Here is a 12,403-nt window from a genome sequence, read left to right as displayed (position 1 = left end):
GGGTTTAAGCTCCTTTTAACCCTTGATCCTGCGGTCCTGGAAGTCGTAATTTTGACCTTCAAAGTGAGCGGCCTGGCCACATTGATAAGCGTTCTGATCGGGGTACCCTTGGGGTTTCTGCTGGCTTTTACTTCTTTTCCAGGCCGGCGTTTCATTGTAAGCATTATCAACACTTTCATGGGGCTTCCTCCCACTGTGGTGGGACTGTGGGTGAGCTTTCTCCTTTGGAGGAGCGGCCCCCTGGGGCGGCTAGGGCTTATTTACACCCCTACGGCCATGATCATAGCTCAGGCCGTTATCGCTGCTCCCTTGGTGATAGGCCTCTCTATGGCTGCCTTTCAGCAGTTGCCCGCCCGGCTTAGGCTCCAGATGATGGCCCTGGGTGCCTCACCTGTACAGCTTTTCTGGCTTTTGTTAAGGGAAAGCCGCCTGGGCCTTCTTGCTGCGGTCATCGCAGGTTTCGGGGGCGTGATATCTGAAGTGGGGGCTTCCCTAATGGTAGGGGGTAACATCCTCCACCAGACGCGGGTTTTAACCACGGCTATAGTTATGGAAGTAAGCCGGGGCAACTTCCCCATGGCCTGGGCCCTAAGCTATATTCTTTTGGGTTTAAGCTTTACCATAACAGCCGTCCTGACTGTGCTCCAGCAGGGGAGGCGGAGAGCATGGGGCTAAACTTGCGTTTAGAGGGGATCAAAGTAGTAAAGGGAGGCCGCCAGGTGCTGGCGGTAGATGAGCTTTGTATCGGAGAGGGAGAAGTCTGGAGCCTGCTGGGACCTAACGGAGCGGGGAAGAGCACTCTTTTAAAGGTGGTAGCCCTCCTGGAAAAGCCCCTTCAAGGCCTTCTTTACTTCGACGGCCAGCCGGTCGTCTGGCGGCGTAAGGAGCTGTTAGGGCTCCGGAGAAGGCTCTCCGTGGTTTTTCAGGAACCCCTTCTTTTAAATACCACCGTATATAAAAACGTGGCCCTGGGTTTGCATTTCCGGGGGATGAAGAAAGAGGAGATAAGGCCGAAGGTGGAAGGGTGGCTCAAGCTTTTAGGTTTAAGCCACCTGAGCTCCCGCTACCCTTGGGAGTTATCGGGTGGCGAAGCCAGAAAGGTTAGCCTGGCCCGGGCTTTAGTGCTGGAACCCGAGCTTTTGCTTCTGGACGAGCCCTTTACCGGCCTGGACGTCCCCACCCGCACCCTTTTACTGGAAGAGCTAAGGCGTATAGTTAAGGAGCGAAAGATCACAGTTCTCTTTGTCACCCATGACTATACCGAAATACCCCTTCTGGCCGACAGGGTAGCCATCCTTTCTAAAGGAAGGATTTTAGGAACGGCACGGCCGGAAGATTTGGCGTACCTGCTGGCAGGTACAAGCCTTCCGCAGGGAGCCTGGACAAAGGTTCCTTCCGTAAATTACAATACAAGTGAAGGCTTTATAAATTTGCTTTTAACAGGGGAAGCGGGAAAATGACGGGCAAAATCTTAGTAGTCGATGACGAGCCTGCAATTTTAGAGCTCGTAACCTACAACTTAAAGCAGGCGGGCTTTTCTACCCTTACCGCTACTGATGGGGAGGAGGCTTTAAAGCTTGTCGAAACAGAAAAGCCCGATCTAGTTATCCTGGATATCATGCTTCCCAAGATGGATGGCTTTGAGGTGTGCCGCATTATCCGGGCCCGCCACAACACTCCCATCCTCATGCTGACGGCGCGGAAGGAAGAGGTGGACCGGGTCTTAGGCCTTGAGCTAGGGGCCGACGATTATATGGTTAAACCCTTTAGCCCCCGGGAGCTGGTGGCCAGGGTCCGGGCCATACTGCGCCGGGCGGCCGAGGCCGGAAGCCGCAAGGACGGCCTGATAACCGTAGGTGACTTAGTTATAAATCCGGAAAGCCATGAAGTCCGTGTGAGAGGAAAAAAGGTGGACCTCACTTTAAAAGAATACCAGCTTTTAAAGTTTTTAGCAGAAAATCCCGGGCGGGTCTTTACCCGTGAAGTACTCCTTGACAGGTTATGGGAGGGAGGCTATTTCGGCGACACCCGCACCATAGACGTGCATATCCGGCACCTGAGGGAAAAAATAGAAGAAGACCCCAGCAACCCCTGTTACATCTTAACCGTACGGGGAGTAGGGTATAAGTTTAGGGAAAAATAATGTTTTTAAATACAACGGCGCGGGTCATACCTCGATACCCTTCAAACCCGCGCCTTAAAATTTAATGGCGCGGGTTTTGTTTTACCTTCATAAGGGCTTTGGTCAGGGCGCTATAGATGTCGGCCCGGTACTGGGCTTCCAACATGGACACCTTAGTGTACAGGGCTCCTTTTTCCCTTACCACATACCGGGGCGGAAGCTCGTTTAAGGCCAAGGCCACTACGTCATACCGGCAAGCTTCGCACTTGCAGGCTTCAGGGTCCTGCTCCAACACGCTATCGAGCAATTCCCAGACGCAGTCCTCCATGTAATTTTTAAGGACCAGCTCCTTAGACACCGCATTTCCGTCCCTTCAAAAAAGAATGGAAGTAGTTTAATTGGGTAACTTTAGGAAAGGGATTCGCCTTTTTGGGGACTTTTTCCTGCCTGCGGGAAAATAAATTTCTCGAAGGAGGACACATATGGCTCTATACCTCATAGGCGGAAACGAAGACCGGGAGGGGCACTGCGAAGTTTTACAGGGGTTTTTGGAGGCCTGCGGCGGGGAGGGGGCCAAGATAGTGGTTATACCGGTGGCCTCGCATAATATGGCAGAGGCCGGGGAGGTGTACTGGCGTGTTTTTGGTCGTCTGGGCGCAAGGCGGGTAGAAATCGTAGCCCCGGCTACGCGCAAAGAAGCGGACAGGGAGGCTTTAGCACGGCCCGTGGAAGAAGCTACGGCGGTGTTTTTTACCGGCGGCGACCAGCTACGCCTTACCTCCATTTTAGGGGGCACCGGCCTCGACCGCGCCTTGCACCGGGCTTTTCGCCGGGGCGTCCTTATAGGAGGTACGAGCGCGGGCGCGGCCGCCATGAGCTCTACTATGATCGTTTCTGGCGAGGGGGAAGTGGCGCCCCGCTTAAATGCAGTGCGGCTGGCTCCCGGGTTGGGGTTCATCCGCGAGGTTATCGTAGACCAGCATTTCGCCCAGCGCGGACGCCTGGGCCGGCTTTTGGCCGCTTTGGCCTACAACCCTTACGTCCTGGGGCTGGGAATAGATGAAGATACTGCTGTGTGGGTGGACGGAGATAAATTATGGGTAAGGGGAAGCGGGACGGCAACTGTGGTGGACGGACGTAGTATCGAACACACCAACATATCTGCAGCCGGCCGCGAGCCCCTGGCCTTAACGGGCGTATCCCTGCACGTGCTCCCGGCAGGTTACGGCTTCGATTTGGATACCCGCCGCGCCCTTCTTCCTTTGAGTTAGGTTTTAACCTGCTTGGCTTTTCCTCAGGCCGAGCCTAGTAAACATTTCTAGATGCTTCGAGGTTCCAGCTTTACCAGCCCGCCTCAGCCGTTAATTCTCCGCCTTAATTCTTACCGGCCGTATAATTTACCCTCTATTGGTTAAACTAGGAAACGGCTGAGGAGGGAAGCTAAAATTTATGCGCCTTATCGACTTCCGGGCCCTGGAGGGGCCCAATATCTTTTGCCTGCGTCCGGTGCTGGTAGCCCGGCTGGAGCTGGGTGGGTACGCAGGGACCAGTACCGCGGAGCTTTCGGGCTTTAGAGAGAAGCTCTTGCATTATTTACCCGGGCTTAAAGATCACCACTGTTCCCGGGGATATGAGGGCGGATTTCAGGAGAGGTTGTTCGAGGGGACCTATTTGGGACATGTGGTCGAGCACGTGGCCCTGGAGCTCCTCTGGCTGGCGGGCGAGGAGGTTTCCTACGGCAAAACCCGGGACACCCGCATACCCGGAGTGGTGGAGATAATCCTTGAGTACAAGTGCAAGGAGGCTGCTAGAGAAGCCTTAGGCCTTGCAGTAGATTTGGTATTAAACCTCCTCCAAGGTAAGGAATACGACGTCCAGGCCGCCCTAAACAGGCTGAAGGAGGTTCTGGATAAGTATAGCCTGGGCCCCAGCACGGAAGCCATTGTAGCTGCCTGCCGGCGCCGGGGTATTCCAGTCCGCCCCCTGGGGGAAGGGAGCCTCCTTCAGCTAGGGTACGGCTGCCGCAGCCGCAGAATCTGGGCTACCATAACCGAAAATACCCGCTCCATAGCCGTAGATATAGCCGGGGATAAGGCTTTAACTAAAAAGCTACTTAAAGAATTCGGCTTGCCGGTTCCCCGGGGCATGGTAGTTGGCAGTGAGGAAGAGGCAGTGGCCGCGGCTTTAAGGCTCGGCTTTCCCATAGTAGTAAAGCCCTTGCGCGGGAACCAGGGTAAAGGTGTTTTCACCAACCTTAAAAGTGAATCTGAGGTCAGGGAGGCTTATAAAGAAGCGGCTGCTTACGGACCGGTTTTAATTGAAGAACATCTTCCCGGACGCCAGTACAGGCTGCTGGTAGTCAAAGAAAAATTCCTGGCTGCCTGCGAGCGCACGCCGGCTCACGTTATAGGTGACGGACGGCATTCCGTCAAGGAGCTTATTGAGCTGGCCAATTTAGACCCGGCTCGGGGCGAAGGGCATGACCGGCCCCTGACCAGGCTTCCCCTGGATAGCCTGACCCTTTTTACGTTAAGGCGCCAAGGGTGGGCCCTGGAGGACATACCTCCCAAGGGGGCTACTGTCTTCTTAAGGGAGAGCGCTAATCTGAGTACAGGGGGCACGGCGGTTGACGTCACCAATAAAGTTCACCCCTACAATGCCTGGATTGCAGAAGAGGCCGCCAGGGTCATAGGGCTTGATGTGGCTGGCGTGGACATGGTCTGCCCCGATATTTCCCGGCCGTTAAGTTCTACAGGGGGTGGGATCGTAGAGGTAAATGCCGCGCCCGGCATTCGCATGCACCACTTCCCGTTATCAGGCCAGCCCCGGGACGTAGCCGGAGCCATAGTGGAAAGCCTTTTTCCTCCCGGGGACGACGGACGCATACCTATCGTCTCCGTCACGGGTACCAACGGAAAGACTACCACGGCCCGGCTTATTGCTTACATCCTGGGCCTTACCGGTTTGACGGTGGGGCTTACTACTACCGACGGGATATACATCGGGGGAAGGCTGGTGGAGAAGGGGGATGCGGCAGGGCCGGCCAGCGCCCGGAGGGTTTTAGCGGACCGGAGGGTGGAGGTAGCCGTTCTGGAGACGGCAAGAGGTGGGATTTTACGGGCAGGCCTGGCTTACGACCGGGCGGATGTGGGGATCGTCCTCAACATTAGTGAAGACCACCTGGGCCAGTACGGCGTGGAAACCCTGGAGGATCTGGCCTATGTAAAATCCTTGGTGGTGGAGGCAGTTAAAGAGGACGGGTTTTCGGTATTAAACGCCGATGACCCCTTGACGCTGCGGATGCGGTCTAGGGCCCGGGGCAAGATCATATTCTTTAGTTTAAGGGCCAATAGCCCCGAAGTCCGGGAGCATGTGGCCCGTGGGGGCACGGCCGTCTATACCCGGGCCGGCTACATAATTTTAGCCCGGGGAAGCCTGAAGAGAAGACTTATAGCCGTTCCTGCGGTAACCTGTACTTTCAAAGGCCTGGCCCGGCATAATTTGCAAAACGCCCTGGCTGCTGTAGCAGCCTGCGTGGCTTTAGGCGTGCCCCTGCCCGTAGTCGCCCGGGGGTTAAGGGAGTTCGGCCGGCTGCCGGAGCACAACCCGGGGCGCTTAATGTTCCAGGAGATCGGGGACATTAAAGTCATCATAGATTACGGCCATAACCCGGCGGGTTTCGAAAGCGTCCTTAGGCTGGCCAGGCAGATCTCGCCTGAGGTAGTGGCCGTAATCGGGGTGCCTGGAGACCGGCCGGACACTTCTATCTTAAAAAGCGGGATGGTAGCGGGGCGCCTCTGCCAAAGGCTTGTCCTAAAGGAAGATAAGGACCGCCGCGGTCGCAGCCCGGGTGAGGTGGCGGGTTTACTGCGCCGGGGAGCCGTGGCCGCGGGGCTTTCTCCGGATAAGATACAAATAGTGCTTAATGAAGGTGAGGCGGCTTTTACGGCCTTGGCCCAAGCAGGCCCGGGTCAAGTAGTGGTTATTTTTTATGAAGAGCTGGAGGCCGTTTTACAGGCGGTAAATAACTTTAAGGACGAAAAAAGAGGATTTTTGCTCGATATGGTGTATAATTAAGGGACGGGAGATTTTGGCCCAGGCTTTTGCCACCTTTCAGGAGGAATTGGAAGATATTTTGCGGGAGATAACCCTACGGGCTTATGCTAAGATCAACTTAACCTTAGAAGTTAAAGGGACCAGGCCCGACGGCTACCATGAAATAAGTACCATCTTTCAGAGTATTGCCCTGCACGATAAAATTACCTTGCAAGAGGCAGATGATATAGAGCTAGAAGTAAAAGGTGTGCAAGGGCTCCGGGGCCCCGAAAACCTGGCCTGGCAGGCCGCCTTACTTTTACGGGAAAGCTACCCCTTCAGAGGCGTAAGGATCGTTCTGGAGAAAAACATACCCGTGGCTGCCGGCCTGGGCGGGGGTAGCTCCGATGCTGCTGCGGTTTTGGTGGGCATAAACTATCTTTTTGATCTGGGCCTTACGCCGGGCGCGCTGGCTCATTTGGGTGAAAGGCTGGGAGCCGATGTACCTTTTTGTGTATTGGGAGGCACTGCTTTGGGCACTGGAAAGGGTGAAAGGCTTTTAATTTTGCCTCCTCCTCCCCGCCTGTGGCTGGTTATAGTTAAACCCTCTTTTAGCATCAGCACCCGGAAGATCTATGCAGGCTGGGATGCCGGTATATGGTGTGAAGATTTTGAGGTGCCCCGGGAAAAGGAGGCTTTAGCAGCCCTGTACCGCGGCGACCGGGAAGCTTTAATAGCTTCATTGGGTAATACCTTGGAAAAGGTTACTTTCGCCCTCTACCCCGAGGTGAAGGTTATAAAAGGGAGCTTGCTGGACCTCGGAGCTGAGAAAGCCGTCCTGTGCGGCAGCGGCCCGGCGGTGTTCGGTGTAGTGCCCAGCCGGACGGAGGCAGAAAGGATCGCCCGGGAGCTAAAACCGCGCTACCCCGAAACTTTTGTTACCCATACGATATGACTGATGTAGGCGGAAGACGAGTTGTCCGGAGGGAGAGCGTATGAAAAATATATTTGCCAGCAAACTGGAAAACTACAAGCCCCTGCGGGAGATCGTATTTGAAACCTTACGCGAAGCCATCCTGGCAGGCCACCTTAAACCAGGCGAACGCCTTATGGAGGTACAACTGGCCGAAGAAATGGGGGTGAGCCGCACCCCCGTCCGCGAGGCCATTCGGAAGCTGGAACTGGAGGGCCTTGTAGTAATGGTCCCCCGCAAGGGGGCCTACGTGGCCGATATTTCCACCAAAGACATCGCCGATGTTTTTGAAATAAGGGGTGCTTTGGAAGCTTTGGCAGCCGCGCTGGCTTGCGAGCGCATTACAGAGGAAGAGCTGGAAGAGCTGGAGCGCTTGCTGGTAAAGATTGCCGAATGTGCAGAAAAAAACGATTTGGAGACCCTCGTTCAATTGGACACCCAGTTCCACGATATTCTTTACCGGGCCAGCCGTAACGACCGGTTAGTGCAGATAATAAACAATTTAAGAGAGCATATTCAGCGTTTCCGTACCAGCTCCCTGGCTACACCTGGCCGCAAGCGGGAAACTGTTGAGGAGCATAAGGCCCTGGTGGAAGCCATTGCTTCGCGCAACGTCGAGCTTGCCCAGCGGCTGGCTCAAGAGCATATAGAAAACGCTGAAAACCGCCTGCTGGAAGCTATCCGGGAAGAGATGCGCACGCGAGAAGGAGAAAGCAAGGTTTAGGAGGGCAGGGGATGAGGAAGGTCGGCGGGATCGTACTGGCCGGAGGGAGCCCGGGTAAGGGAGAAAACTTGGGGGTAAGTACGGAAGCCCTGCTTCCCGTAGGGGGCCGCCCCATGGTTACCTGGGTGATAGGAGCGCTGAGGAAGTCAGGCTATTTGGAAGAGCTGGTTTTAGTAGGACCGCCGGATCTTTCGGAACTGGCGCGGGAAGAAGGGGTACGCTGGGTTTTGGCCGGGTCAACGGCCGTAGAGAGCGCCCTAAACGGATACCAGGCTTTACAGGGAAGCCAGTGGATCCTGTTATCTACAGCCGATCTTCCCCTCCTTACCCCTGAAGCAGTAAGGGACTTTTTAGAACGCTGCTTTAAAGCGGAAGCAGATCTGTATTACCCCATCGTCACGCGGCAATCCGTAGAAGAAAAGTTTAAGGGAGCCCGCCGCACCTACGTGCGCCTGAGGGAGGGTACTTTCACCGGAGGTAATTTAGCGCTTATAAGGGGAGACACTTTTACGTCTTGTGCCTTAAAAGGGGAAAAGTTAGTTAAGCTGCGTAAAAGTCCTTTAGGCCTGGCCAGGCAGATAGGCCCTTTGTTTATTTTAAAATTCATCTTGGGAAGGCTCACCCTGGCCGAGGCCGAGAGGAGCTTTTCGCGGCTTTTGGGTGTTAGGGGGACGGCCGTAATAACCCCTTATCCCGAGATCGGCGTGGATGTAGATAAACCAGAGGATTGGGAGCTGGTATCAAGAATCTTCGACGGGTCGGCACCTTGAGGGGGAGGGTAGAAGGTGGAGGGTGCAGTAGCCGTCGTGCTGGCGGCAGGCGAAGGCAAAAGGATGCGTTCTGATATACCCAAGGTTCTTCACCGGGTGGCCGGGAGAGCCCTCGTTGAGCACGTTTTGGCGGCTTTAGAGGGGGCTGGCTTACAGGAGATCGTGGTGGTGGTGGGTCACGGAGGGGAGGCGGTCCGGTCTTACTTGGGTTCCCGGTATAAGTACGCCTGGCAGGAGAGGCAGTTGGGGACGGGACACGCCCTGGCCCAGGCGCGGGAGTTGGCCGGGGGAGCTTCCACCCTTTTAGTGTTGTGCGGGGATACCCCCTTGCTTCGCCCTTCTACTCTGGTTGAACTATTAAAGAAGCACCGGGAGGAAAAGGCTGCGGCGAGCATCCTTGTAGCTTCCCTGGAAGACCCTACGGGGTATGGACGGGTGGTGCGCGGGCCTTCCGGCAGGGTGGAGAGGATAGTGGAGGAAAAGGACGCGGGCCCCCAAGAAAAGGCCATCAAGGAGGTGAACAGCGGGACCTACTGTTTTGATGCCTCTTTAGTATGGCCGGCTCTAGAGGAGATAAAGCCTTTAAACGCCCAGGGCGAATATTATCTTACGGATGTAATCGAACTTTTCTGCTTGCGGGGAGAAAAAGTCCTGGCGGTGGAGTGCCCGGATCCCGAAGAAATACTTGGAGTGAACGACCGTGTGGACCTGGCCCGGGCCGCCCGGGTGCTCCGGCGGCGTATAAACGAGGAACTCATGCGTAAAGGTGTAACCATAGTAGACCCTGCTACCACCTTTGTGGATGCCGGGGTGGAGGTGGGGCGGGATACTATACTTTTACCCTTCACTTTTCTGGAAGGGAAGACCACCATCGGCTCCCGTTGCACCGTAGGACCCCAGACCACCGTAAGGGATAGCTCTATTGGGGAGGAAACGTGTGTAAGTTATTCCGTTGTTTTAGGGAGCGCAGTAGGAGCTCGCTGCCAGATAGGGCCTTTTGCCTATTTGCGGCCGGGGACGGTTTTGGCCGACCGGGTAAAGGTAGGTGATTTTGTCGAAATAAAGGCTTCACGGGTGGGCGAGGACAGTAAAGTTCCTCATTTGACTTACTTAGGAGATGCAGAAGTAGGAAAAAATGTAAATATCGGAGCCGGTACCATAACTTGTAATTACGATGGGCACCGAAAGTGGACCACCGTGATAGGCGACGGAGCCTTTATCGGGAGCAACACTAACCTGGTGGCACCGGTCGAGGTGGGGGAGAAAGCTTTAGTGGGAGCCGGTTCCACCATAACTAAAAACGTACCAGCAGGAGCTCTGGCTTTAGCCCGGGCCGAGCAGGTAAACATTCCGGAGAAAGGCCGGGCCAGGCTAGAAAAAAAAGAAAGGTCGGGTGAGGAATGACCAGCGATACAGAGCTAAAAATTTTTACAGGTAATGCTAACCCTAAGCTCGCCCAGGAGATATCTAGTTACCTGGAAGTTCCCCTGGGCAAGGCCAAAGTGGGGCGGTTTAGCGACGGGGAGATAAGCATAGCCATCGATGAAAGCGTGCGGGGGGCAGATGTATTTGTAATCCAGCCCACCTGTAACCCGGTGAACGAAAATTTGATGGAGCTTCTCATACTTATCGATGCCCTCAGGCGGGCTTCGGCCTGGCGCATAACGGCCGTTATACCCTATTACGGCTATGCCCGGCAGGAGAGAAAAACCCGGGCACGGGACCCTATATCGGCCAAGCTGGTGGCTAATCTCATCACCGCGGCCGGCGCAGACCGCGTTCTTACCATGGACCTTCATGCCGGGGCCATTCAAGGGTTCTTCGACATACCGGTGGACCACTTGACGGCTATACCGATTTTGGCCGATTATTTTAAGGGCTTGGATCTCAAAGAGCTAGTTGTAGTCTCACCCGATGTAGGGGGAGTAATACGGGCCCGTAACTTGGCCGAGCGCCTCGGGGCAGAGATTGCTATAATAGACAAGCGCAGGCCGGCCCCCAACGTGGCGGAAGTAATGAACATAATCGGAGAAGTAGAAGGCAAAACAGTAATTATGGTGGACGATCTCATTGACACCGCCGGAACCATCTGCCTGGGTGCCCGGGCCCTAAAGGAACAGGGCGCGCGAGCCATCTACGCTTGTTGTACCCACCCGGTGCTGTCGGGGCCTGCGGTAGAGAGGCTGAAAGACGCTCCCGTGGAGGAGGTAATAGTTTGCAACACCATCCCGGTGCCCCCGGAGAAAGATATCCCCAAGCTCCGCCACCTTTCGGTAGCGCCCCTTTTAGGGGAGGCCATCATGCGTATCCACCGGGATGAATCTGTCAGTACTTTATTCGATTAATTGCCGGCTACCGGATTTGGTCCGTACCTCGCTCCGGTTATTCCGGGATATCTCCCGTTGGCCCCTTGGGCTTATCTTTTCGGTTTAATCCGGGCAAGCGCTTTAGATACTGGCTTAAACTTTCACTCCATTTTTCCGTGGCCCTGGCTGCGGTTTCCAGACCGGGCCAGTTCCAGGCCCCGCGGCGGCGCTGGAGGAGAACGGGGGCTTCGGCCTTGACGATTAGGGCATCCCGGCCGCAAGTCCGGATGGCAGAGGCCGGAAGCAAGTTATGGCCCTGCCAGAGCTTACCCTTTAGCTCCAGTTCCAGTATCTTACCGTCCCGGGGGTCAAAGTAGAAATCCTCTACGGTACCTAGCACAGCCCCTTCTTCTGTTATTACCCTGGCTCCAACGAGAGGGAGGAGTTTCTTGGCCAGCTCCTCAAGCTCGGGAAGGGAGCGCAAGTTTACCACTGCTGAAGATGCGTCGACGGTTACGGCATGGCTGCCGATGTTTTTTACGTGGCTGTAAGGTATCACGGGTTGCTCCTTAAACAAGCCTTTACGGTCTAAAATAATACCGGCAACAATGAGGTTGGAAAGGTCGAGGAGGAGGCGCTTTACGCGACCTACTACCCGGCCGTCTGACAAGCTTATGACCGGCATTCCCAAGACTTTTTTGCTCCGGTACAGCATGTTTTTTCACCTCCCGGATGGAAAATGTTTATGCTTGAAACGGCCGATTTATGCTACATTATATAGGTGGAAGAAAGGAGAGAAACATCATGGAAGCCAGCGTATTAACGGTTCAACCCAGGGAAAATACCGGAAAAGGACCGGCTCGCCGCTTAAGACGGGAGGGCCTCCTGCCCGGAGTTTTATACGGCCGGGACGCGGGGAACGTTCCTATAATAGTTAGACTCAAAGAGCTTAAAAAGATTTTAGAAACAGAAGGGGAAAGAGCTTTAGTCAAAGTTCATTTAGAAAAGAATGATGGAAGGCAGGAATACACGGCCCTTTTAAGGGAGGTCCAGCGGGATCCCCTACGGGGTAATCTTCTCCATGTGGACCTCTTCCAGGTTCCGGCCGGAGAAAAGATCACGGTTACGGTGCCCGTGGTTTTAGAAGGCGAGCCGCGAGGGGTCAAGGCCGGGGGTATCCTACAGCACGGATTATCCGAGCTGGAGATAGAATGCTTGCCTGCCGACCTGCCTGAGGCCATTGTGGTGGATGTGAGCGGCCTAGATGTGGGCGACCACCTTTCTGTAGCGGATATCCAGCCGCCTAAGGGGGTAAGGATCCTTTCTGACCCCGAAAGCCTTATTGCCACCGTGGTAGAACTGGAGAAAGGCGAAGAGGCGGAGGCTGAGCAAGAAGGTGAGGAGAGCGGCGGAGAATAAAGCGGCCCAGCGCCTCCAGCAACTATTAAAAGCGACGACACGGACCTGCATAAT

General features: G+C 55.1%; 12 protein-coding genes and 1 pseudogene. 11 read left to right on the top strand and 2 right to left on the bottom strand.

The window, feature by feature from the left end; genetic code table 11:
* The 3 genes and pseudogenes from L5656_RS05120 to L5656_RS05110 all read left to right on the top strand — a co-directional run.
* Positions 1-675 (top strand): ABC transporter permease (locus L5656_RS05120; protein ID WP_297199990.1); only part of this gene is annotated, 675 nt, incomplete at its 5' end.
* Positions 676-722: 47 nt separating this feature from the next.
* Positions 723-1,460 (top strand): annotated as a pseudogene (locus L5656_RS05115) (ATP-binding cassette domain-containing protein); the annotation flags it as partial.
* Positions 1,457-2,143 (top strand): response regulator transcription factor, encoded by a 687-nt coding sequence (locus tag L5656_RS05110; RefSeq protein ID WP_297199985.1) that lies wholly within the window; start codon positions 1,457-1,459, stop codon positions 2,141-2,143. The pseudogene L5656_RS05115 and the gene L5656_RS05110, both read left to right, overlap by 4 nt.
* Positions 2,144-2,204: 61 nt before the next feature.
* Here the strand turns inward: L5656_RS05110 and L5656_RS05105 are convergent, their stop codons facing one another.
* Positions 2,205-2,480, bottom strand: a complete 276-nt coding sequence (locus L5656_RS05105) for a late competence development ComFB family protein (RefSeq protein WP_297199982.1) — start codon at positions 2,478-2,480, stop codon at positions 2,205-2,207.
* Positions 2,481-2,604: 124 nt separating this feature from the next.
* Here L5656_RS05105 and L5656_RS05100 point away from each other — a divergent pair, with 124 nt between their 5' ends.
* The 7 genes from L5656_RS05100 to L5656_RS05070 all read left to right on the top strand — a co-directional run bounded on the left by L5656_RS05100 (position 2,605) and on the right by L5656_RS05070 (position 10,969).
* The gene (locus L5656_RS05100; RefSeq protein ID WP_297199979.1) at positions 2,605-3,393 is read left to right on the top strand and encodes a cyanophycinase; all 789 of its coding nucleotides are present in this window, start codon (positions 2,605-2,607) and stop codon (positions 3,391-3,393) included.
* Positions 3,394-3,571: 178 nt separating this feature from the next.
* Positions 3,572-6,199 carry a cyanophycin synthetase gene (gene cphA / locus L5656_RS05095; protein WP_297199976.1) on the top strand — a complete coding sequence of 876 codons (2,628 nt, stop codon included), beginning with the start codon at positions 3,572-3,574 and terminating at the stop codon, positions 6,197-6,199.
* A 13-nt stretch (positions 6,200-6,212) separates the two neighbouring features.
* Positions 6,213-7,112: a 4-(cytidine 5'-diphospho)-2-C-methyl-D-erythritol kinase gene (gene ispE, locus L5656_RS05090; RefSeq protein WP_297199973.1), complete on the top strand. Its 900-nt coding sequence runs from the start codon at positions 6,213-6,215 to the stop codon at positions 7,110-7,112.
* A gap of 40 nt (positions 7,113-7,152) precedes the next feature.
* Positions 7,153-7,854 (top strand): GntR family transcriptional regulator, encoded by a 702-nt coding sequence (locus L5656_RS05085; protein ID WP_297199970.1) that lies wholly within the window; start codon positions 7,153-7,155, stop codon positions 7,852-7,854.
* A gap of 11 nt (positions 7,855-7,865) precedes the next feature.
* The gene (locus L5656_RS05080) at positions 7,866-8,624 is read left to right on the top strand and encodes a nucleotidyltransferase family protein (RefSeq protein WP_297199968.1); all 759 of its coding nucleotides are present in this window, start codon (positions 7,866-7,868) and stop codon (positions 8,622-8,624) included.
* A gap of 15 nt (positions 8,625-8,639) precedes the next feature.
* Positions 8,640-10,028: a bifunctional UDP-N-acetylglucosamine diphosphorylase/glucosamine-1-phosphate N-acetyltransferase GlmU gene (gene glmU, locus L5656_RS05075; protein ID WP_297199966.1), complete on the top strand. Its 1,389-nt coding sequence runs from the start codon at positions 8,640-8,642 to the stop codon at positions 10,026-10,028.
* On the top strand, positions 10,025-10,969 hold the full coding sequence (locus tag L5656_RS05070) for a ribose-phosphate diphosphokinase (RefSeq protein ID WP_297199963.1): 945 nt from the start codon (positions 10,025-10,027) through the stop codon (positions 10,967-10,969). Before glmU ends, L5656_RS05070 begins: the two co-directional genes overlap by 4 nt.
* A gap of 37 nt (positions 10,970-11,006) precedes the next feature.
* On the opposite strand, the gene L5656_RS05065 is transcribed toward L5656_RS05070, so the two are convergent.
* Positions 11,007-11,645 carry a PRC-barrel domain-containing protein gene (locus tag L5656_RS05065; protein ID WP_297199960.1) on the bottom strand — a complete coding sequence of 213 codons (639 nt, stop codon included), beginning with the start codon at positions 11,643-11,645 and terminating at the stop codon, positions 11,007-11,009.
* Between the two features lie 89 nt (positions 11,646-11,734).
* On the opposite strand from L5656_RS05065, the gene L5656_RS05060 reads away from it, so the two are divergent.
* Entirely contained in the window at positions 11,735-12,349 is a 615-nt protein-coding gene (locus L5656_RS05060; RefSeq protein WP_297199957.1) for a 50S ribosomal protein L25/general stress protein Ctc, read from the top strand.
* Positions 12,350-12,403 lie beyond the last annotated feature (54 nt).

The organism is Thermanaeromonas sp., assembly GCF_021890735.1.
In the GTDB taxonomy this organism is placed as follows: domain Bacteria; phylum Bacillota; class DSM-521; order Neomoorellales; family Neomoorellaceae; genus Thermanaeromonas.
The sequence above is the reverse complement of the archived record's forward strand: the minus strand, read 5'-3'. Positions and strand labels throughout refer to the sequence as shown.